The following is a 19,871-nucleotide window of genomic DNA, read 5'->3' on the forward strand; positions in this document are numbered from 1 at the left end:
CTCAACGATAGAGGGGTGCGACGATGCGGACGACCAAGCTGGCGACTTTGGGCATGGCCTCGATCCTCGCGCTGCAGCCCGCCGCGCTCCCCGCCCAGGCGCTCAGCCCCGACCAGCAGCGCTTCTTCGGCCTGTACAAGGAGCTGGTCGAGACCAACACGACGCTGTCGGTCGGCTCCTGCACCCAGGCCGCCGCGCAGATCGCCACGCGGCTCAAGGCGGCCGGCTATGCCGATGCGGACATCGTCCCCTTCTCCGTCCCCGATCACCCGCGCGAGGGCGGGCTGGTTGCGATGCTGCGCGGCAGCGACGCGGCGCTGAAACCGATGCTGCTGCTCGCGCATCTCGACGTGGTCGAGGCCAAGCGCGAGGATTGGGTGCGCGATCCGTTCACGCTGATCGAGGAGGACGGCTATTACTACGCCCGCGGCACGGTCGACGACAAGGCGATGGCGGCGGTGTGGGCGGACAGCATGATCCGCTTCAAGACCGAGGGCTATCGCCCCAAGCGCACGATCAAGCTGGCGCTGACCTGCGGCGAGGAAACCACTTTCGCGTGGAACGGCGCCCAGTGGCTGGCCAAGAACAAGCCGGACCTGATCGCCGCCGAATTCGTGCTCAACGAAGGCGGTGGCGGGCGGCTGGATGCGCAGGGCAAGCGCCAGGTGCTCGCCATGCAGGTCGGCGAGAAGGCAGCGCAGAACTATACGTTCGCCGCCACCAATCCCGGCGGGCACAGCTCGCAGCCAGTGCCCGACAATGCGATCTACGAGCTCGCCGACGCGGTCGAGGCGGTGCGCGGCCACGAATTCCCGGTCAAGTTCACCGATACGACGCGCGCCTTCTTCGCTGCCACTGCCAAATCCATGCCCGGCCCGATCGCCACCGCGATCACGCAGTTGCTCGCCAACCCGGCCGATGTCGCCGCGGACAAGATCGTCAGCCAGGACAAGACGTTCCATTCCACGCTGCGCACCACCTGCGTCGCCACGTTGCTGAACGCCGGCCATGCCGAGAATGCGCTGCCGCAGCGCGCCACCGCCAACATCAACTGCCGCATCTTCCCCGGCGAAACGGTCGAGGCGACGCTCGCCAAATTGCAGGAACTGGCCGGGCCCAAGGTCAAGGTGACGATCAACCAGCCGGTCCGCCCGACCGCGATCCCGACGCCGCTCGATCCCAAGATCCTCGGCCCGGCAACCACGCTGGCCGCTCGGCATTTCCCCGGCGTACCGGTCGTGCCCCTGATGTCGACTGGCGCCACCGACGGCATCTTCTTCCAGGCGATTGGCATCCCGGTCTACGGCGTGCCCGGCTTCTTCATCGACAGCGATTTCAACGGCGTCCACGGCCTCAACGAACGCATCCGCGTGAAGTCGCTGTATGACGGGCGGGCGTATCTGCACGATCTGGTCAAGGTTTATGCGGGCTAGCTATCCCACTGCCGTCATTCTGAACTCGATTCAGGATCCATCGTGCCGCACACTCGCGGCCGCTAATCATGCGGCACGATGGATCCTGACTTGCGTCAGGATGACGGTTTCGCGCTTTCAGCGCTCAGACCGTCACCTGTTCGCCCAGTTCCAGCACCTTGCCCGGCGGGATCTTGAAGAAATCGGTCGGGTCGCTCGCGTTGCGCTGCAGGAACATGAACAGCTGGTCCTGCCATAGCGGCATGCCCTCGTTGGCCGATGCCTTGAGCGTGTTGCGGCCGATGAAATAGCTCGTCTTGGCCGGGTTCAGCGTCTTCTTGTGCGCCGCCGCCTGCAGCCCGAGATCGGCTGGGACGTCGGGCGTCTCCATGAAGCCGTAGGTCAGCGTGACGATCGCGAAATTGGCATCGACCTTCTCCATCTTCACGCGATCGGCGTCCGCTGCGACCGGGCGATCGGTGGTGCGGATGCTGACCACCAGGTTGCGCTCGTGCAGCACCTTGTTGTGCTTGAGATTGTGCAGCAGCGCACCCGGCGCGTTGTGCGGGTTGGCGGTGAGGAACACTGCGGTGCCCTCGACGCGCTCCGGCGGCCGCCGCTCGAGCGCCGCCGCCAGATCGGCCAGCGGCACGCTCTGCCGCTCTTCGAAGGAACGCACGATTCCGCGCCCGCGCACCCAGGTATAGACCAGCAGCCCGATCAGCGCCGCCACCACCAGCGGCACCCAGCCGCCCTCCACCACGCGCAGGATGTTCGCGCCGAAAAACACGCTGTCGAGCGCGAGGAACGGCAGGATCACCGCCAGCGCCAGCGGGCGGCTCCAGTGCCAGCGATGCCGCACGACGATATAGGCGAGCAGGGTGGTCACCACCATCGTGCCGGTCACCGCGATGCCGTACGCCGCGGCCATCGCCGAGGACGAGCGGAATTGCGTGACAAGCACCAGCACGCCGGTCAGCAGCAGCCAGTTGATCGCCGGAAGATAGATCTGCCCGGCATGATGCGCCGAGGTCTGGCGGATGCGCAGCCGCGGCAGCAGCCCCAGCTGGATCGCCTGCTGGGTCAGCGAATAGGCGCCGGTGATCACGGCCTGGCTGGCGATCACCGTCGCGAGCAGCGACAGACCGACCAGCCAGGGCCGCAGCGCGTCCGGCGCCATCAGGAAGAACCAGTCCTGATTGACGAACGTCGCGCCGCTGGTCTCCGCCGCCTCCAGCGCGGCGAGCGCGAACGCGCCCTGCCCGAGATAGTTGAGCGACAGCGCCGGAAACACCAGAACGAACCAGCCGAGCCGGATCGGTGCGCGCCCGAAATGCCCCATGTCCGCGGTCAGCGCCTCGGCACCGGTCACCGTCAGGAACACTGCGCCGAGCACGAACAACCCGGTCACGCCATGGTTGAAGAGGAACAGCACGCCATAATGCGGCGAAAAGACGCGCAGGATCGAAGGCTCGTCGGCGATGTGCCACAGCCCGAGGCCGCCGATCGCCACGAACCACAGCACGCAGACCGGCCCGAACAGCGCCGAGATCCGCGCCGTGCCGCGCGCCTGGACCATGAACAAGGCGACCAGGATGACGATCGTCAGCAGCAGGATGCCGCGCTGGTCGATCGCCTGTTCGAGACCGGGAATCGTCTTCAGCCCCTCGACCGCGGACAGCACCGACAGCGCCGGCGTGATGATCGCATCGCCGTAGAACAGCGACGCGCCGCTCGCGCCCAGCACGATCGCGACCAGCGAGCGCTTGCCGAGCGCGCGTCGCGCCAGCGCGGTCAGCGCGAGGACGCCGCCTTCACCCTGATTGTCCGCGCGCATCAGGAACACGACATATTTGAGCGTCACGACGATGATCAGCGACCATAAAGCCAGGCTCAGCACACCGAGGATTTCGGCGGCGTCGATCCCGCCCTCCTTGGTCTGGCCCAGCGCTTCGCGGAATGCGTAGAGTGGGCTGGTGCCGATATCGCCGAACACCACGCCGATCGCGCCGACCGTTAGCGCCAGCAAGGCGGGGTGTGGCAGCGCGACCTGCCCGGGCGGTTGAGCGACGGATGACATGGGCGTTTGGCCTGTGGTGAAGCAGCGCGCGCTCTACGCCCGTTGCAGTGCAGCGCAAGGGAATAGATCATGCGGCGATAGCGCGTATCCCATACTGAACCATTGATCCCGGCCCGGTGCCGCGGCATAGCCGGTCCATGGTTCCCTTTTCGTTCGCCGGCCACTCCCTCTGCGCCTTGCCGCAAGGCGCCTTATACTGGCCGGCACGCAGGGCATTGCTGGTCGCCGACCTGCATTTCGAAAAGGCCAGCTGGTTCGCCGGCCGCGGCCAGATGCTGCCGCCCTATGACACGCTCGCCACGCTCGCCGATCTCACCGCGCTGGTCGCGGCGACCGGCGCCGAGGAGGTCTGGTGCCTGGGCGACAGCTTCCACGATTCCGCGGGCTGCGATCGCCTGCCTGCCCAGGCGCAGGACATGCTGCGCACGCTGACCGGCAGTACGCGCTGGGTGTGGATCACCGGCAACCACGATCCGCGCATCGATCGCTGCGGCGGCGAGGTGCTGGACGAAGCGGTGGTCGACGGGCTGGTGCTGCGCCACGAAGCCGACCGCCAGGAGCCGCGCCCCGAACTGTCCGGCCATTTCCATCCCAAGCTGCGCGTTCGCGTGCGCGGCCGCCTGGTCTCGCGCCGCTGCTTCGTGATGACGCCGACCAAGATGATCTTCCCGGCGTTCGGATCGCTGACCGGCGGGCTGGATGCCGGCCACCCCGAGATCGTTCGCGCGGTGGGCGGCGGCGCACAGGCGGTGATCGCGGTGGAGGATCGGCTGCTGAGGTTTGCGCTGGCGGCCTGAGATGATCGCCACCCGCTACCTACCGTCATCCCGGACTTGATGCGGGATCCATCGCGCCGCAATGGGCGGTTGCCAAGGGGCGAGATGGACCCTGAACCAAGTTCAGGGTGACGCCACTTTGGGGACCAGTTACCGCGCCAGCGTCGGGAAGCCGGCCTTGAACGCCGCGACCTTCGGCTTGTCCCACATCACGATATAGGGATGCCGCGGGTTCCGGTCGAAGAAGTTCTGGTGATAGGCCTCGGCCGGGAAGAAGGCGCCCGATTCCAGCCGGGTCACGATCGGCTTGGGAAACACCCTGGCCTGGCCCAGCTGGGCGATATAGGCCGCGGCCACCGCCTTTTGCTGCGCGCTCTGCGGGAAGATCGCCGAACGATAGCTCGGGCCCGTGTCCGGCCCCTGCCGGTTGAGCTCGGTCGGGTTGTGCGCGATCGAGAAATAGACGCGCAGCAACGTGCCGTAGCTCACCTGCTGCGGGTCATAGACCAGCTTCACCGCTTCGGCATGGCCGGTCTGCTCGGTGCTGACCGCATCGTAATTGGCCGTCGCCCTGGTCCCGCCGGCATAGCCCGCGGTGACCGCCTTGACGCCCTTCACGCGCTCGAACACCGCTTCCAGCCCCCAGAAGCAGCCACCGGCGAAGATCGCGGTCTGCAGCCCCGGCGCCTTGGGCACGTCGAGCTTGGCGGCGGGAATCGGCACGGCGCGTTCGGCCTGTGCGATGCCGCAGGCGGACAAGGTGGCGGCAAGGACCGCCGCGGCGATGAGCTTGTTCATGGGCACGGCCTCTACAGGAGCGACGCCGGATACGCTGGCGTCCACGTGACACGAATATAGTAAGGCGGATCGACGACCGCCAGATGCCGGGGGCTTAGCGGACCGGCTGCGTGGTGGTGGCGAACGGGCTGGTGACGGTGTCGGCCGGGGTCAGCGTGACCATGCCGAGCGCGCCGAGCGCGAAGCCGGCGGCGAACTGCCAGAGGAAGCTGGATTTGATGATACCGCGCATGATGTGATCCTTTGCGGCCCCCGCATTGCGTGCGCGGCGGCCATGAAACCTGTCGCCGCTGCAGATCGACCCTCGACCTGCAACCGACAATAGCGTTTTACGAAACCCTCGGTTGACCGCGCCTGAAGCGCGCGTTCATCGCGGGGATAGGTTGGCGAGGGCCGACGTCTCCCCGGCGGAGGCCGGCCGCCGCGCGGCACCCTATCGAATTAGCGGCCCCGGCCTGCGACGGGGCGACGCGTTACCTGAGCGCCGCGCACGCCGCCTGGATCCGCGTGCATGCCTCGCGCAGCAGCGCATCCGACGTCGCATAGGAAATGCGCATCGCCGGCGACAGGCCGAACGCCGCGCCCTGCACCGCCGCCACCTTGGCGTCGTCGAGCAGATAGCCGACGAAATCCTCGTCCGTCGCGATCCGCCGCCCGTTCGGCGTGGTCTTGCCGATCAGCGCGGAGAATTCCGGATAGACGTAGAACGCGCCCTCGGGCTTGGGGCAGGTGATGCCGACCGTGTCGTTGAGCAGGCCGACGACCAGATCGCGGCGCGACTGGAACAAGGCGGCATGGTCCTTGAGGAAGCCCTGATCGGCGGTCAGCGCCGCGACGCTCGCCGCCTGCGCGATCGAGCACGGGTTGCTGGTCGATTGCGATTGCAGCTTGGACATCGCCTTGATCAGCCACGGCGCGCCGCCGGCAAAGCCGATCCGCCAGCCGGTCATCGCATAGGCCTTGGAACAGCCATTGGCGGTCAGCGTGCGCTCGTACAGCGACGGGCAAACCTGTGCGATGGTGGTGAATTCGAAATCGTCGAACACGATATGCTCGTACATATCGTCGGCGAAGATCCACACGTGCGGATGGCGCTCGAGCACCGCGCCTAGCGCCTTCAGCTCGTCGCGCGAATAGGCCGCGCCGGTCGGGTTGGACGGCGAGTTCAGGATCACCCACTTGGTGCGCGGCGTGATCGCCGCTTCCAGTTGCTCGGGGCGCAATTTGTAGTTCTGCTCGGCGCCGGCCGCGACGAACACCGGCGTGCCGTTCGCGAACAAAACGACGTCGGGATAGCTCACCCAATAGGGCGCCGGGATGACGACCTCGTCGCCCGCATCGAGCGTCGCGACCATCGCGTTGAACAAGGTGTGCTTGCCGCCGGCATTGATCGTGATCTGGTCGCGCGTGTAGCTGAGGCCATTGTCGCGCTTGTACTTCAGGATCACCGCATCCTTCAGCTCGGGCGTGCCGTCGACATTGGTATATTTGGTCTTGCCGTCGCGGATCGCCTTGATGCCGGCTTCCTTGATGAAGTCGGGCGTATCGAAATCGGGTTCGCCGGCACCCAGGCCGATCACGTCCACGCCCTGCGCCTTGAGTTCCGCGACACGCGAGGTGATCGCCAGCGTCGGCGACGGCTTGATGCGGGCGAGCGCGGCGGAGGGCTGCATGATCGGGTTCCTGACGTTAGGGAAGCGCCGCGGCTATAGACGCGGGGGCGATCCATTCGCAACCGCAACAATCGCCGGAAACGTCCCGCGCAGCGCGTTGCCGAGTAGGAAGCCGTTGCTCAGGTCGCCGGGCACCAGATCCGCCTCGATCGCCGCGCCGGTGGCAAGCAGTTCGGCGCGCAGCACGCCGGGCAGCAGCCCGCGCGACAGCGGCGGGGTCAGCAGCACGCCATCGCGCGGCACGAAGATGTTCGTATAGCTGCCTTCGGTGAGGAATCCCTCGGCGTCGACGAACACCACTTCGTCGCGGCCCGCGGCGCGGCGCGCCGTATCGTAGAACGCCCGATCGCTGGTCTTGTGACGCAGGCGGAAATCGTCGCTGGCGACTGGCAGCGGGACGATCGCCACCTCGAGCGGCGCGGTGATCGCCGGCGGCAGCGGCGCGACCTCGATCGCGACCACGCCGCTGCGCGCGAGCAGCAGGCGCAGGCGCCGGCCGGCGCGCAGCCGGAAGGTCGCCGCCTGCAGCTCGTTGCGCACGGCATGGCGGTCGAACGCGAAACCGAACAGTTCGGCGCTCGCCTTCAGCCGCGCGAGATGCCGTTCGAGCTGCAGCACGCCGATCTCGGGGTCGAACGCCATCGTCTCGATCAGGTCGAAGCCGGTCTGCCCGGCGGTCAGGAAGGCACCCTTGGCCAGTGTCTCGTCCCATTCCTCGGCGGCGCGCGAATCGGCCACGATGCCTCCTCCTGCACCGAACGTGGCATGAGCGTCACCGTTCCGAATCGTCAGCGTGCGAATCGCTACGTTGAACAGCGCGCTCCGACCCGCCGGGCCATCGCCGTCGATCCGCCCGATCGACCCGGTATAGGCGCCGCGCGGGGTGCGCTCGATCGCGCCGAGCGCCTGCATCGCGCGAATCTTCGGCGCGCCGGTGATCGATCCGCACGGGAACAATGCGGCCAGCACGTCGATCGCGTCCTTTCCCGGCGCGAGCGTCGCGGTGACGGTCGAGACCATCTGGTGCACCGTCGGATAGGCTTCGATCTCGAACAGGCTCGGCACGGCGACGCTGCCGGGCGCGGCGATGCGCGACAGATCGTTGCGCATCAGATCGACGATCATCAGATTCTCCGCGCGCTGCTTTGTGTCGCTGGCGAGCGCCATGGCGAGGGCCTGGTCTTCCGCGGGCGTGGCGCCGCGCCGCGCCGTTCCCTTCATCGGCCGGCAGGTCAGCTCCCCCTGCTCCAGCCCGAAGAACAGTTCGGGCGACAGCGACAGCAACGCCTCCTGCCCGGTCCACACGACCGCACCGTAGCCGGCCTTCGCGCGCTGGCGCAGCTGCGCATAGAGCGCAAGCGGGTTGCCGGCGATCGCACAGGTCGCACGGTAGGTCAGATTGGCCTGGTAGAGATCCCCCGCCGCGATCAGATCGAGCACCGCGGCCAGTTGCGCGTCATACGCCGCACGGCTGACCAAGGGTACCGGCGCGCCGATCCACGCCCCCGCCGGGTCGGGCAGCAGATCGCCGACGTCCGCCACCGTCTCGTACCCATCGAACACGCCGAACCACAGCAGCGGCCCGCCCGGCGCCGCCCCGCCGACCGCCGGCTCCAGCCCCGCCCCCGCCTCATAGGCCAGGAATCCAGCGAGCGACGCGCCAGCCACATCGCGCATCGCCGCCAGCGCCGCGCCGACCTCATCGGTCCGCGACGCCGTGATGATGCGCCGCGGATCGCGGTACAGCCGCGCCCCCGCGCCGCCCGCGCGGGCGTCGTCGAGCAGGACGAAAGGGAGATCGAGCGCAAGCATGCCGCGACCGAGATGCAATGCGGCGTGCGCCACGGCAAGCGAAGGTTGCCGCAATAGCGCCGCGCGCCTATTTCGCGGTCATGGCACATCCTCCCTTGCGCGCTGCAATCATCCCCGTCACGCCGCTGCAGCAAAACTGCACGCTGCTGTGGTGCACCGAAACGATGCGCGGCGCGTTCGTCGATCCCGGCGGCGATCTGCCCAAGCTGACCGCCGCTGCCGCACAACACGGCGTGACGATCGAGAAGATCATCCTGACACACGGCCATTTCGATCATTGCGGCGAGGCCAAGCCGCTCGCCGAGCAGTTGGCGGTGCCGATCGAGGGCCCGCACGAGGCCGATCTGTTCCTGCTCGAAACGCTCGCCGAGGATGGCGCCCGCTTCGGCATCATGGGCGGCAAGGCCTTCGTCCCCGATCGCTGGCTGGTCGAAGGCGACATGGTGACCGTCGGCAAGCTCAAGCTCGACGTGTACGAAACGCCTGGCCACACGCCGGGCCACGTCATCTTCCATCACCGCGAATCGAAACTCGCTTTGGTCGGCGACGTGCTTTTCCAGGGCTCGGTCGGCCGCACCGATTTTCCGCGCAGCAACCATGCCGATTTGGTCGAATCGATCGTCACCAAGCTCTGGCCACTGGGCGACGACACCACTTTCCTGCCCGGCCATGGGCCGACCAGCACGTTCGGCCATGAACGGCAGTACAATCCGTTCGTCGGCGCAGGCGCCACGGGGTAGGCGCGCGCTCCATACCTCCGTCATCCCGAACTTGGTCCGGGATCCAAAGTGCCGCACTGGCGGCACTCACGCCTCTAAGCCCGGCCTAGCCGCCCGCTGGATCCCGGACCAAGTCCGGGATGACGAGAAGGGCGGCGGACCTCATCCTGCCGCCGGAACCGCCTCGACCGCGCCGTGCGGCGCACCATAATAAGCGATCAGCGGCAGCGCGATGGCATAGCCGCCCAGGCCGAGCAGCAGCACGAAGGTGATCAGGATGCCGATCATCCGGCCGCCCTTCATCCCGTCCATGCCCAGCGCATGCAGCGCGCGCGCCACCAGAAAGAGGATTGCCGCGATCCACAGCCAGGTCGACGTGCCGGTGGTGAATTCCAGCACCGCGATCAGCGCGACGATGAACGGCGCATATTCGGTATAATTGGCCTGCGCGCGCATCCGCGCGATCAGCGCCGCATCGCCGCCATCGCCGATGTCGATCCTCGCCTTGCTGCGCACCCAACCCGTGCGCAGCCCCAGCCACAAGGCGATAAACGCCGCGCCGCCGGTGGTCGCCAAGGTGATCGGTAAAGTGATGGTCGGCATGATATTCCCCCAAAAGATGTCGTCTCGCTTACCCTGCCGATTGCCGCAGCGGCTTGCAACGCCGGTAGGAATCGCTATAGGCGCAACGCTTCGCGACGTGTCCGGCCGCTGGTGCCACTGCGGCCGACTTCATGTCGGTTGCGTGGAACCCTCGAACGGGTCGGCGCAATGTACACCGATCAAGCACAAGGTTTCGCCGAAATGGCCGTCCCCAAAAGAAAAACCACGCCGTCCAAGCGCGGCATGCGTCGTTCACACGATTCGCTGACCGTCGCGTCGTTCCAGGAATGCCCGAATTGCGGCGAGCTGAAGCGCCCGCACAATCTGTGCGCGTCGTGCGGCCACTATAACGGCCGCGAGATCATCTCGGTCGAAGGCTGAGTCAGCACAGGAACGGAATCGACGTGACTGACAGTTCCCGGATTGCCGTCGATGCGATGGGCGGCGACAAGGGGCTTGCGGTCATGCTGGCCGGGGTCGCGCGCGCACGCCGCAACTTCCCGGATATGGGCTTCATCCTCGTCGGGGATGAGGCGCAGATCCGCGAAGGGCTGCAGTCGCATCCCAATCTGAGCGCCAATTCCGAGATCGTACACGCCCCCGAGGTGGTCGGCTCTAGCGATAAGGCCGGCCAGGCGCTGCGCCGCGCCAAGAAGACTTCGATGGGCATCGCGATCGATCTGGTCAAACAGGGTCGCGCCGGCGCCGCCGTGTCGTCTGGCAATACCGGCGCGCTGATGGCGATGGCCAAGCTCAGCTTGCGCATGCTGCCCGGAATCGATCGCCCCGCGCTCGCCGCGATGTTGCCCACGCTTGGCGACAACGACGTTGTGGTGCTCGATCTCGGCGCCAATACCGAGTGCGATACGCGCAATCTCGTGCAGTTCGCGGTGATGGGCGCGGCCTATGCCCGCACCAATCTCGATCTTGCCTCGCCGCGAGTCGCGTTGCTCAACATCGGCAGCGAGGACCAGAAGGGTACCGACGAGATTCGCGATGCGGCGCAGGCGTTGAAGGCCGCGACGCATCTGCCGATGACCTTCACCGGCTATATCGAGGGCGACAAGCTGTCGCGCGGCGATGTCGACGTGATCGTCTGCGACGGCTTTTCCGGCAACATCGCGCTGAAGACCGCCGAGGGCACTGCGCGCTTCGTCGCCGATCTGCTCAAGCGGGCATTCAGCTCGTCGATCCGCTCGAAGATCGGCTTCCTGATCTCCAAGCCGGCGACCGAATTGCTGCGCCACCATCTCGATCCCAATGTGCACAACGGCGCGGTCTTCCTGGGCCTCAACGGCATCGTGGTGAAGAGCCATGGCGGCGCCACCGAACTCGGTGTGGCCACGGCGATCGCCGCCGCCGCCAAGATGGTACGCGACGATCTGACGCGCCGGATCAGCGAGGATCTCGGCAATTTCGAAGCGGAAGCAGGTATGTTGATTCCTAAGGCGTCCGGCCTGTGATTCGCAGCGTCATCATCGGCACCGGCTCGGCACTGCCGGCGCGCCGTGTCTCCAATGCCGAGCTCGCCGAAACCGTCGACACGACCGACGAATGGATCGTCGAGCGCACCGGCATCCGCTTCCGCCATATCGCCGGCCCCGACGAAACCACCGCGACGCTCGCGGCGGACGCGTGCAAGGCCGCGCTCGGCGCCGCGGGCAAGTCTGCGCAGGAGGTCGACCTGATCGTGCTGGCCACTGCCACGCCCGACCAGACGTTCCCGGCCAGCGCGACCAAGGTCCAGGCGATGCTCGGGATCGACGATTGCGTCGCCTTCGATGTCGCCGCGGTCTGCTCGGGCTTTCTCTATGCGCTGCAGGTCGCCGACAGCATGATCCGCGCTGGCGCGTACCGCTGCGCGCTGGTGATCGGTGCCGAGACGTTCAGCCGCATCCTCGATTGGGAGGATCGCACCACCTGCGTGCTGTTCGGCGATGGCGCCGGCGCTGTCCTTTTGGAAGCGCAGGAAAGCGCGGACAGCGACGGTCGCGGCATCCTCGCGACCAAGCTGCACGCCGACGGGCGGCACAACGAACTGCTCTATGTCGATGGCGGCCCCTCCACCACCGGCACGGTCGGCAAGGTGCGGATGAAGGGCCGCGAGGTCTTCCGCCATGCGGTGGTCAATCTCGCCAGCGTGATGGGCGAGTCGCTCGCCATTGCCGGGCTCGGTGCTGAGCAGGTCGATTGGGTCGTGCCGCACCAGGCCAATGCCCGTATCCTCGATGCCACGGCGCGCAAGCTCGGGCTGGCGCCGGGCAAGGTCGTGGTTACCGTCGATCAGCATGCCAATACTTCCGCAGCCTCCGTGCCGCTCGCACTGGATACCGCGGTGCGCGACGGGCGCATCAAGCCCGGGCAGCTGATCGTGCTGGAAGCCATGGGCGGCGGCTTCACCTGGGGCGCCAGCGTCGTCCGCTTCTGATTGAGTCGGCAGGCATGCTGCCACCAAGGTACTTCACGACAAGGCCATGAATGTGTTAGGCAGTTTCTCTGCCACGTTCGTGAAGAAGGGGAGCGCATGGCGTCCGCGGGTACTTTGACTAGGGCCGATCTGGCCGAAGCGCTGCACCATCAGGTGGGATTGTCGCGTGCCGATTCGGCCAAGCTGGTCGAGGACATTCTCGGCCATATGTGCAACGCGCTGTCCAAGGGCGAAAACGTCAAGATATCGGGGTTCGGCACGTTCGTGCTGCGCGACAAGGGCGAACGTGTCGGTCGCAATCCCAAGACCGGCATCGAAGTCCCGATCGCGCCGCGCCGCGTGCTGACGTTCCGGGCGAGCCAGATGATGCGTGATCGCATCGTCAGCGGCGGCTGACGATGGCGCTGCCCGGCGCGCCCGACAAGGCGGCCGGCGCGTTCCGGACGATCGGCGAACTGTCGCGCGAGACGGGATTGCCGCAACATATCCTACGCTATTGGGAAACGCGCTTCCCCGAATTGCGCCCGCTGCAGCGCGCCGGCAACCGGCGGTATTATCGGCCGGCCGATGTCGCGCTGGTGCTGCGCATCAACAATCTGCTCGCCCAGGAAGGCTATACGATCCGCGGCGTGCAGAAATTGCTCGCGGCGGAACGCAAGCGGCCGGTGCCGGGCAGCGGGAAATCGCCGGGCGCCGGTGTCGACCAGGATGCCCTTCAGGCGGTGCGCGACGATCTGGCCCGCGCGCTCGACAAGGACGCCGAATAGCCCGCTCGGGTCAGGCGGTCACCGCGCGAAACGCTTGCCGCACGGCGGCATCGCTCACCGGTTTGGACAGGATACATGCAGGCGACGGGCACGGCCGGCACGCTGCCGGCGTCGCCGTGATGAAAATGACCGGCATCGCGCCCAGTTCGCGCTGGATCGCTGCCACGGCCTCGGGGCCGGAGCCTTCGCGCAACATCACGTCCGATGTTATCACGTCGGGCCGATGCAATCGCGCCGCGTCGATCGCCTCCTGCTCGGTTTCGGCAAAGGAAAAGGTCGTCGCACCGGTCCCGGCCAGAATGTCCTGGAGATCGAGGGCAATCAGCGCCTCGTCTTCGATAATCAGGACATGGCACACAAGAACAACTCCTTAAGGTGCTCCAACGGCCGGACGACAGAGATGGGTACGGTATAAACCATGTTTCTTTCCGCGCCTTAACGAAGGTCAGATCGCCATCCGGAAAGTGAAGCAGGTGCGCTCAGGCGACGACACCACGCCCAGCGTGCCACCATGTGCCGTGGCGATCTCCGACGCGATGTACAGGCCGAGCCCAAGCCCGGCCTTGTCACCGCGGCCGGCGCCGCGCTCGAACGGCTGAAACAGACGCGCGATCGCCCCCGGCGGGATTTCCGCACCACTGTTGGTGACGGACAGTTCGAACACGCCGTCCGCCGCCACGCCGATCACTTCGATCGGCGCATCGGTGGCACCGTGGCTCAACGCATTGCCGAGCAGGTTGGACAGCATCTGCGCGATGCGGCTGCGATCGCAATGCACAGGTTCGGCGAGATAGAGCCGCGCCTCGATCACGCGCAGCGGGTTGGCCGCCTGCAACTCCTCCACCACCAACGCAAGCACGTCGCTCAGATCCACGGTCTCGCGCTGCATCGCCAGCCCGCCGCCCAGCCGCCCGCGCGCCAGATCGAGCACATTGTCGATCAGTTTCGCCATCCGCACGACGCTCGATTGCATCATGCCGAGCACCGCGGTGGCTTTCGCCGGATCGGGGTTGCGCGACAGCAGCCGCGTGCCCGCGTCCAGCGCGGCGAGCGGATTGCGCAGATCATGCCCCAGCACGGCAATGAACTGTTCGCGCAGCTCGGCGGTCTTCTGTTCGTCGAGCAGGTTCGCCTCGCTCCGCTCGATCCGCGCCTGCGCATCGAGATGGAAGGCGATCAGATCGGCGAACATGCGAAACATGCCGATCGTCTCGGGATTGTGCAGCTTGGCCGGGCGCGGGTCGATCGCGCACAACGTGCCGAAGAACTGGCCGTCGGGCAGGTTGATCGGCACCGAGATATAGGATTGGAAGCCGTACAGCGCGGGCGTGCGATGCGCGCGGTACGCTTCGTTTTCGGCGACATGATTGATCACCACCAGTTCGCCGCTCTCGCGAATCTCGCTGCAGATCGTCGTCTCGACCGCGAGTTCTCCGCCTGGCGTCAGGCCGAACGCGATATCGTCTTTGACCGAACAGGCGATCCAGCGATCGCTGGTCACCCGCGCCACCGCGGCGAAGCCCATGCCGGTGATCCGGCAAACCGTGTCCAGGATCGTCGGCACCGCCGCGATCTTCTGGATCAAGTTTACATCGTCGCTGGTCGTTCGAGGCGGCGTATCGGAATGCACGCACTCATCTATACCACGACGCGACGTGCGTCACTCACTGGTTACCGCGCCGTGATTGACATTTTGCAGCGCAACATGCATAGCGCGCTCATCGAGGCGTCATGCAGCGTGATGGGACTAAGGTCCGGCTCCGCTTCGGTTGTTTGCAAACAGACTTCCCATTTCACGCGGGGTGTCACACTCCCCCGCCATTCGTGCGTCCGCTCAGCGGCGTGCGCCGATGGCCATTAGGCTATTAACTCCATGAATTTCGCACAACTCGGCCTTGCCGAACCTTTGGTCCGCGCGCTCGAAGCCAAGGGCTATACCACCCCCACCCCGATCCAGGCGCAGTCGATCCCCACGCTGCTGCAGGGCCGCGATCTGCTCGGCATCGCGCAGACCGGCACCGGCAAGACCGCAGCCTTCGTGCTGCCGTCGATCCAGCGCATGGTCGAGGCGCCCAAGCAGGTGCACCCGACGCATTGCCGCATGCTCGTGCTTGCGCCGACGCGCGAACTGGCCAGCCAGATCGCTGACAGCGCACGCGACTATGGCAAGTTCAGCAAGATGAGCGTCGCCACCGTGTTCGGCGGCACCAGCATCAACAAGAACCGCCAGGACATGGCACGCGGCGTCGACATCCTGGTCGCCACGCCGGGCCGCCTGCTCGATCTGATCGAGCAGCGTTTCGTGTCGCTTGCGATGCTCGAGATCCTCGTGCTCGACGAAGCCGACCAGATGCTCGATCTCGGCTTCATCCATGCGCTGCGCAAGATTGTTCGCATGCTGCCCAAGCAGCGCCAGACGTTGTTCTTCTCGGCGACGATGCCGAACGCGATCCGCGAACTCGCCGACCAGTTCCTGAAGGAGCCGGTGACGGTCAAGGTCGCGCCGGTTTCGACCACGGCCGAGCGCGTCGAGCAGTTCGCCACGCACGTCAACCAGTCGGAAAAGCAGGCGCTGCTGACGATCCACCTGCGCAATCCCGAGATCGAGCGCTGCCTGGTGTTCACCCGCACCAAGCATGGCGCCGACCGCGTCGTGAAGCTGCTCGGCCATGCCGACATCCCCGCCAACGCGATCCACGGCAACAAGAGCCAGCCGCAGCGCGAACGCGCTTTGGCCGAGTTCAAGTCGGGCAAGGTCAAGGTGCTGATCGCGACCGACATCGCCGCGCGCGGCATCGACGTGTCGGGCGTCAGCCATGTCTTCAACTTCGAACTGCCCAATGTGCCCGAGCAATATGTCCACCGCATCGGCCGCACCGCGCGCGCCGGCGCATCGGGCGTGGCGATCAGCTTCGTGGCGGATGACGAGCGTCCATATCTGCGCGACATCGAGAAGCTGACGCGCGTCAAGCCGACCGCCCTGCCGCTGCCCGAGGGCTTCCAGAACGAAGCCGCCAAGATCAAGGCCGCGCGCCCGGCCGGCGCCGACGATGATCGTCGCCGCGACGATTCGGGTCGTCACCGCGCGCCGCCGCGCGCCACGCATTCGGCACGGCCGACCGGCGAGCGTCCCGCGGGCGGCGCCGGTCGTCCGGCCGGTGGCGCGCGCCCGGGCGGTCCCGGCCGTCCCGGCGGCAATGCCGGTCGCCCGGCCGGCGGCCCGCGCCGCCAGGGCTCGGGCAATGGCGGCGGCGGTGGCCGTCGCTCGCCGGCTGGCTAAGCTCAACGCCTCCCCGGCACGGCGTGCCGGGGAGGATTACAGATGGCGCAAGACCCGCTATCCTTGCTGAAACCAGAGCAGGAGCAGCCGGATGGACATCGCCCACACCCCCGCCGTCGAGCGGATCGCTCGCGTGCTGACCGGCATGCTGGTCAGCGCCAATGGCGACGGCGACAATGCGTCCGCCAGCGATCTGGTCGATCGGCAATGGCGCGATCATGTGCCCGATGCACTGTGCGTGCTCCGGACGTTGCGCGAACCGTCCGAGGCGATGGCGGCCGCCGGCGATCTGGCGGTGTGGGAACGCATGATCCTGGCCGCAATCGCGGAAGCTGAGAAACCGGTGGTCGTGCTGTAGTTTTTTCCTCCCCGGCACGGGGAGGAGGACCATTCGCGTTCTTTACGCGAATGGTGGAGGGGGGCCTCCGCAAGCGCTGCGCTGCCGCCCCCCCTCCGTCAGCCTCCAGCTGTGTTTGGGCGAGATCGTATCCCCGGGATACTATCTCGCCCAAACACTCCCCGTGCCGGGGGGGGATTAGCTACGCTCGGTCAGCCACTCTTCCGTCGGTGCCCGCGCGGCGCGCAGACGGTTGGCCGGCTCGTCGACATCCTCATAGCCGATCGCCATGCCGCAAAACAGCATCCGCTCGGCCGGCGTGTCCAGGAACCCGGTCACCGTCTTGGGATAGACCGCCCAGCATTCCTGCGCGCAGGTCGCCAGCCCGGCCTCGACCGCGAGCAGCATCACGCTCTGCAGATACATGCCCAAATCGGCCCATTGCGGCGGCCCCATCTGCCGGTCGACCGTACAGAACAAGGCGGACGGCGCGCCGAAGAACTGGAAGTTGCGCGCGAACCACAGCCGGCGGGCCGCCTTGTCCTCGCGCGGGATGCCGATCTCGCCGTACATCGCCTCGCCGAGCGCAAAGGTCCGGTCGCGATACGGCGCGGTGAGACCGCGCGGATAGACGTCATAGGCCGGCGTCTCGGTCTCGCCCGCCCTCAGCTTGGCCATCATGATCCGCTTGAGCTCGTCGAGCGGCGCGCCCGAGACGAGATCGATGTGCCAGGGCTGGATATTGCCCCCGGTCGCCGCGCGCGACGCCTTGGTCGCGATCGCGCGGAGCAGCACCGGATCGACCGGCGTGTCGAGAAACCCGCGTACCGATCGTCGCGCCGCCATGGCTTCGGTGACCGTCATCATCCACTCCTCGTCTTTTACCAACCCCTTGCCCAGCGCGCGCGATTGGGCAAGAGAGGTTGCAAAGAAGAACTGATTGGGAGAGTCGAAATGGCCGAAGCCTATATCGTCGAAGCCGTCCGCACCGCCGGCGGCAAGCGCGGCGGTAAACTCGCCGGCTGGCACCCTGCCGATATGGGCGGCGCGGTGCTCGACGCAGTGGTCGATCGCACCGGGATCGATCCCGCCGCGATCGAGGACGTGATCATGGGCTGCGTCAGCCAGGGCGGCGAACAGGGCTTCCAGGTCGGGCGCGGCGCAGTGCTCGCCTCCAAACTGCCCGAAAGCGTCCCCGCCGTATCGATCGACCGGCAGTGCGGCTCGAGCCAACAGGCGATCCAGTTCGCCGCGCAGGCCGTGATGTCGGGCACGCAGGACGTGGTGATCGCCGCCGGCGTCGAATCGATGACCCGCGTTCCGATGGGCTCGACCGGCATGCTGTTCGCCAAGGCCGGGCTCGGCTCGTCCAAGTCCACGCGCCAGGAAGCGCGCTACCCCGGCGTGCAGTTCAGCCAGTTCGTCGGCGCGCAGATGATCGCCGACAAATACGGCTTCACCCGCGAGCAGCTCGACCACTATGCGCTCGAATCGCACCGCCGCGCCGCCGCGGCGACCGAGCGTGGCGACTTTCGCGACGAGATCGTCGGGCTCGAGATCGAGACGCCCGAGGGCGAAGCCTGCCACCTGACCGACGAGGGCATCCGCTTTGACGCGACCTATGAAGGCATCCATTCGGTCAAACTGCTGCAGGAAGGCGGCGTGATCTCCGCCGCCAATGCCAGCCAGATCTGCGATGGCGCCTCCGCCGTGATGGTGGTCAGCGAACGCGCGCTGAAGGAGCATGGCCTGACGCCGCTCGCACGCATCCACAACCTCACCGTCACCGGCGGCGATCCGGTGGTGATGCTGGAGGAGCCGCTGTTCGCCACCGACAAGGCGCTGAAACGCGCTGGGCTCAGCATCCAGGATATCGACCTGTACGAGGTCAACGAGGCATTCGCCCCCGTCCCGCTCGCCTGGCTGCGGCATACCGGCGGCGATCACGCCAAGCTCAACGTCAATGGCGGCGCGATCGCGCTCGGCCACCCGCTCGGCGCGTCGGGCACCAAGCTGATGGCGACGTTGGTGCACGCGCTGCACAAGCGTGGCGGCCGCTACGGCCTGCAGACGATGTGCGAAGGCGGCGGCCTCGCCAACGTGACGATCATCGAGCGGTTGTAACAGGCCGAGAAGCACTGCGTTACGCCGGCGGAAGCTGGGGTATCACGGTGGCGCGCGAACCGACCGCCCCTGCACATCCCGGCGTCCGCTCAGATGACGGTATAGGAAAACCATGGCCAGACCCGAAGCATGGCGGCTCGATCCCGCTTCCTACCCGCACCGTACGGTGATCCAGACACGCTTTCAGGATCTCGATCCGCTCGGCCATATCAACAATGTCGCGATGGCCGGCCTGTTCGAAACCGCGCGCGTGCGCTTCAATCGCGCGATGGGCCTGGCCGGCTGGCACGGGCATCGCTGGCTGGTCGCCAACATCACGCTAAACTATCTCGCGGAAAGCTATTTTCCCGAAGATCTCGAGGTCGCGACCGGCATCGGGCAGGTCGGCACGCGCAGCTGGCAGATCCTCAGCGCGGGGTTCCAGAAGGACGAATGTGTTGCCACCTGCGACGCCGTGATCGTGATGAGCGGCGGCGGCGGCGCCACCGCGCTGGCGGAGGATTTCCGCGCCGGGCTGGAGGCCAATCGGGTGATCAGGATCGGCGCATAAAGCGATTGAACGCATTGCCCGGTCGCGGCGTTTAGCGGGCATGACCGATCTCTTTCCCTTGGTGCTGCTGGGCGTTGCCGCCGGGCTGATCGCTTCCGCCGTGATGGAGGCATTCCAGGCGCTTGCGGCCACGCCGTTCGGGCAGACCGGCGGCGGCGATTCCGCCACGGTGAAGCTCGCCGACCGGATCAGCATCGCGCTGACCGGCGCGCCGGTGACGCAGAAGCGTCGTGCGCGGGCCGGGCAGGTCGTGCACTACGTCACCGGCATCGCGCTCGGCATCGTCTATGTCGTCGCCGCGGCGGACTGGCCGACGATCACCTTATGGTTCGGCGTCGCCTACGGCATCGGGGTGGCGATCGTGCTGGACTATATCGTCGTTCCCGCGCTCGGCCTTGGCCCCCCGGCATGGAAGACACCGCCCGCCACCCATGCGTACGGCCTGCTGTCGCACGCGGTATTCGGCGCCGCCTTGCAGGCCGCGCGCGAGATCGGCTTCCTGCTCTTCTGAC

At 66.8% G+C, this 19,871-nt stretch carries 22 protein-coding genes; 13 read left to right on the forward strand and 9 right to left on the reverse strand.

Annotated features, from left to right (window positions below; translation table 11 throughout):
• Positions 1 to 23 precede the first annotated feature (23 nt).
• Positions 24 to 1,433: a M20/M25/M40 family metallo-hydrolase gene (locus tag NV401_RS06800; RefSeq protein ID WP_261293649.1), complete on the forward strand. Its 1,410-nt coding sequence runs from the start codon at positions 24 to 26 to the stop codon at positions 1,431 to 1,433.
• 124 nt (positions 1,434 to 1,557) lie between these two features.
• Here NV401_RS06800 and NV401_RS06805 read toward each other — a convergent pair whose 3' ends face one another.
• The gene (locus NV401_RS06805; RefSeq protein WP_261293650.1) at positions 1,558 to 3,492 is read right to left on the reverse strand and encodes a potassium transporter Kup; all 1,935 of its coding nucleotides are present in this window, start codon (positions 3,490 to 3,492) and stop codon (positions 1,558 to 1,560) included.
• A 137-nt stretch (positions 3,493 to 3,629) separates the two neighbouring features.
• On the opposite strand from NV401_RS06805, the gene pdeM reads away from it, so the two are divergent.
• Positions 3,630 to 4,289, forward strand: coding sequence for a ligase-associated DNA damage response endonuclease PdeM (pdeM, locus tag NV401_RS06810; RefSeq protein WP_261293651.1), 660 nt, complete (start codon positions 3,630 to 3,632; stop codon positions 4,287 to 4,289).
• A gap of 129 nt (positions 4,290 to 4,418) precedes the next feature.
• On the opposite strand, the gene msrA is transcribed toward pdeM, so the two are convergent.
• The 4 genes from msrA to pabB form a co-directional block, all read right to left on the reverse strand.
• Positions 4,419 to 5,066 (reverse strand): peptide-methionine (S)-S-oxide reductase MsrA, encoded by a 648-nt coding sequence (msrA, locus tag NV401_RS06815; RefSeq protein ID WP_261293652.1) that lies wholly within the window; start codon positions 5,064 to 5,066, stop codon positions 4,419 to 4,421.
• A gap of 94 nt (positions 5,067 to 5,160) precedes the next feature.
• Positions 5,161 to 5,298: a hypothetical protein gene (locus NV401_RS06820; protein ID WP_261293653.1), complete on the reverse strand. Its 138-nt coding sequence runs from the start codon at positions 5,296 to 5,298 to the stop codon at positions 5,161 to 5,163.
• Between the two features lie 241 nt (positions 5,299 to 5,539).
• Positions 5,540 to 6,739: a pyridoxal phosphate-dependent aminotransferase gene (locus NV401_RS06825; RefSeq protein WP_261293654.1), complete on the reverse strand. Its 1,200-nt coding sequence runs from the start codon at positions 6,737 to 6,739 to the stop codon at positions 5,540 to 5,542.
• Between the two features lie 33 nt (positions 6,740 to 6,772).
• On the reverse strand, positions 6,773 to 8,551 hold the full coding sequence (pabB, locus tag NV401_RS06830) for an aminodeoxychorismate synthase component I (RefSeq protein WP_261294051.1): 1,779 nt from the start codon (positions 8,549 to 8,551) through the stop codon (positions 6,773 to 6,775).
• 80 nt (positions 8,552 to 8,631) lie between these two features.
• On the opposite strand from pabB, the gene NV401_RS06835 reads away from it, so the two are divergent.
• On the forward strand, positions 8,632 to 9,291 hold the full coding sequence (locus NV401_RS06835; RefSeq protein WP_261293655.1) for an MBL fold metallo-hydrolase: 660 nt from the start codon (positions 8,632 to 8,634) through the stop codon (positions 9,289 to 9,291).
• Positions 9,292 to 9,432: 141 nt separating this feature from the next.
• On the opposite strand, the gene NV401_RS06840 is transcribed toward NV401_RS06835, so the two are convergent.
• The gene (locus NV401_RS06840; protein ID WP_261293656.1) at positions 9,433 to 9,873 is read right to left on the reverse strand and encodes an MAPEG family protein; all 441 of its coding nucleotides are present in this window, start codon (positions 9,871 to 9,873) and stop codon (positions 9,433 to 9,435) included.
• A 201-nt stretch (positions 9,874 to 10,074) separates the two neighbouring features.
• Here NV401_RS06840 and rpmF point away from each other — a divergent pair, with 201 nt between their 5' ends.
• The 5 genes from rpmF to NV401_RS06865 all read left to right on the forward strand — a co-directional run bounded on the left by rpmF (position 10,075) and on the right by NV401_RS06865 (position 13,068).
• Positions 10,075 to 10,254 (forward strand): 50S ribosomal protein L32, encoded by a 180-nt coding sequence (gene rpmF, locus NV401_RS06845; protein ID WP_261293657.1) that lies wholly within the window; start codon positions 10,075 to 10,077, stop codon positions 10,252 to 10,254.
• A 23-nt stretch (positions 10,255 to 10,277) separates the two neighbouring features.
• Complete coding sequence (gene plsX / locus NV401_RS06850) at positions 10,278 to 11,336, forward strand: phosphate acyltransferase PlsX (RefSeq protein WP_261293658.1); 1,059 nt, start codon at positions 10,278 to 10,280, stop codon at positions 11,334 to 11,336.
• Positions 11,333 to 12,301 carry a beta-ketoacyl-ACP synthase III gene (locus NV401_RS06855; RefSeq protein ID WP_315369060.1) on the forward strand — a complete coding sequence of 323 codons (969 nt, stop codon included), beginning with the start codon at positions 11,333 to 11,335 and terminating at the stop codon, positions 12,299 to 12,301. The genes plsX and NV401_RS06855 overlap by 4 nt, the downstream gene beginning before the upstream one ends.
• A gap of 96 nt (positions 12,302 to 12,397) precedes the next feature.
• The gene (locus NV401_RS06860; protein WP_261293659.1) at positions 12,398 to 12,697 is read left to right on the forward strand and encodes an integration host factor subunit alpha; all 300 of its coding nucleotides are present in this window, start codon (positions 12,398 to 12,400) and stop codon (positions 12,695 to 12,697) included.
• Between the two features lie 2 nt (positions 12,698 to 12,699).
• Positions 12,700 to 13,068 (forward strand): MerR family transcriptional regulator, encoded by a 369-nt coding sequence (locus NV401_RS06865; protein ID WP_261293660.1) that lies wholly within the window; start codon positions 12,700 to 12,702, stop codon positions 13,066 to 13,068.
• Positions 13,069 to 13,078: 10 nt separating this feature from the next.
• On the opposite strand, the gene NV401_RS06870 is transcribed toward NV401_RS06865, so the two are convergent.
• Positions 13,079 to 13,426, reverse strand: coding sequence for a response regulator (locus NV401_RS06870; protein ID WP_261293661.1), 348 nt, complete (start codon positions 13,424 to 13,426; stop codon positions 13,079 to 13,081).
• An 87-nt stretch (positions 13,427 to 13,513) separates the two neighbouring features.
• Positions 13,514 to 14,698, reverse strand: coding sequence for a GAF domain-containing sensor histidine kinase (locus NV401_RS06875; protein WP_261293662.1), 1,185 nt, complete (start codon positions 14,696 to 14,698; stop codon positions 13,514 to 13,516).
• 243 nt (positions 14,699 to 14,941) lie between these two features.
• Here NV401_RS06875 and NV401_RS06880 point away from each other — a divergent pair, with 243 nt between their 5' ends.
• Both NV401_RS06880 and NV401_RS06885 read left to right on the forward strand, forming a co-directional pair.
• Entirely contained in the window at positions 14,942 to 16,348 is a 1,407-nt protein-coding gene (locus NV401_RS06880) for a DEAD/DEAH box helicase (protein ID WP_261293663.1), read from the forward strand.
• Positions 16,349 to 16,439: 91 nt separating this feature from the next.
• Complete coding sequence (locus NV401_RS06885; protein WP_261293664.1) at positions 16,440 to 16,706, forward strand: hypothetical protein; 267 nt, start codon at positions 16,440 to 16,442, stop codon at positions 16,704 to 16,706.
• 177 nt (positions 16,707 to 16,883) lie between these two features.
• Here NV401_RS06885 and NV401_RS06890 read toward each other — a convergent pair whose 3' ends face one another.
• The gene (locus NV401_RS06890; protein WP_261293665.1) at positions 16,884 to 17,549 is read right to left on the reverse strand and encodes a nitroreductase; all 666 of its coding nucleotides are present in this window, start codon (positions 17,547 to 17,549) and stop codon (positions 16,884 to 16,886) included.
• Positions 17,550 to 17,639: 90 nt separating this feature from the next.
• Here NV401_RS06890 and NV401_RS06895 point away from each other — a divergent pair, with 90 nt between their 5' ends.
• From NV401_RS06895 to NV401_RS06905, 3 genes are all read left to right on the forward strand, one after another.
• Complete coding sequence (locus NV401_RS06895; protein WP_261293666.1) at positions 17,640 to 18,809, forward strand: acetyl-CoA C-acetyltransferase; 1,170 nt, start codon at positions 17,640 to 17,642, stop codon at positions 18,807 to 18,809.
• Between the two features lie 112 nt (positions 18,810 to 18,921).
• On the forward strand, positions 18,922 to 19,359 hold the full coding sequence (locus NV401_RS06900) for an acyl-CoA thioesterase (RefSeq protein ID WP_261293667.1): 438 nt from the start codon (positions 18,922 to 18,924) through the stop codon (positions 19,357 to 19,359).
• A 40-nt stretch (positions 19,360 to 19,399) separates the two neighbouring features.
• On the forward strand, positions 19,400 to 19,870 hold the full coding sequence (locus NV401_RS06905; protein WP_261293668.1) for a DUF1440 domain-containing protein: 471 nt from the start codon (positions 19,400 to 19,402) through the stop codon (positions 19,868 to 19,870).
• Position 19,871 lies beyond the last annotated feature (1 nt).

The sequence above is a fragment of the Sphingomonas hylomeconis genome (assembly GCF_025370105.1).
GTDB lineage: Bacteria > Pseudomonadota > Alphaproteobacteria > Sphingomonadales > Sphingomonadaceae > Sphingomonas > Sphingomonas hylomeconis.

Coding starts and splice junctions, on each gene's coding strand:
- NV401_RS06800 (WP_261293649.1), top strand. CDS start 24: ATGCGGACGACCAAGCTGGCGACTTTGGGCATGGCCTCGATCCTCGCG.
- NV401_RS06805 (WP_261293650.1), bottom strand. CDS start 3,492: ATGTCATCCGTCGCTCAACCGCCCGGGCAGGTCGCGCTGCCACACCCC.
- pdeM (WP_261293651.1), top strand. CDS start 3,630: ATGGTTCCCTTTTCGTTCGCCGGCCACTCCCTCTGCGCCTTGCCGCAA.
- msrA (WP_261293652.1), bottom strand. CDS start 5,066: ATGAACAAGCTCATCGCCGCGGCGGTCCTTGCCGCCACCTTGTCCGCC.
- NV401_RS06820 (WP_261293653.1), bottom strand. CDS start 5,298: ATGCGCGGTATCATCAAATCCAGCTTCCTCTGGCAGTTCGCCGCCGGC.
- NV401_RS06825 (WP_261293654.1), bottom strand. CDS start 6,739: ATGCAGCCCTCCGCCGCGCTCGCCCGCATCAAGCCGTCGCCGACGCTG.
- pabB (WP_261294051.1), bottom strand. CDS start 8,551: ATGCTTGCGCTCGATCTCCCTTTCGTCCTGCTCGACGACGCCCGCGCG.
- NV401_RS06835 (WP_261293655.1), top strand. CDS start 8,632: ATGGCACATCCTCCCTTGCGCGCTGCAATCATCCCCGTCACGCCGCTG.
- NV401_RS06840 (WP_261293656.1), bottom strand. CDS start 9,873: ATGCCGACCATCACTTTACCGATCACCTTGGCGACCACCGGCGGCGCG.
- rpmF (WP_261293657.1), top strand. CDS start 10,075: ATGGCCGTCCCCAAAAGAAAAACCACGCCGTCCAAGCGCGGCATGCGT.
- NV401_RS06860 (WP_261293659.1), top strand. CDS start 12,398: ATGGCGTCCGCGGGTACTTTGACTAGGGCCGATCTGGCCGAAGCGCTG.
- NV401_RS06865 (WP_261293660.1), top strand. CDS start 12,700: ATGGCGCTGCCCGGCGCGCCCGACAAGGCGGCCGGCGCGTTCCGGACG.
- NV401_RS06880 (WP_261293663.1), top strand. CDS start 14,942: ATGAATTTCGCACAACTCGGCCTTGCCGAACCTTTGGTCCGCGCGCTC.
- NV401_RS06885 (WP_261293664.1), top strand. CDS start 16,440: ATGGACATCGCCCACACCCCCGCCGTCGAGCGGATCGCTCGCGTGCTG.
- NV401_RS06890 (WP_261293665.1), bottom strand. CDS start 17,549: ATGACGGTCACCGAAGCCATGGCGGCGCGACGATCGGTACGCGGGTTT.
- NV401_RS06895 (WP_261293666.1), top strand. CDS start 17,640: ATGGCCGAAGCCTATATCGTCGAAGCCGTCCGCACCGCCGGCGGCAAG.
- NV401_RS06900 (WP_261293667.1), top strand. CDS start 18,922: ATGGCCAGACCCGAAGCATGGCGGCTCGATCCCGCTTCCTACCCGCAC.
- NV401_RS06905 (WP_261293668.1), top strand. CDS start 19,400: ATGACCGATCTCTTTCCCTTGGTGCTGCTGGGCGTTGCCGCCGGGCTG.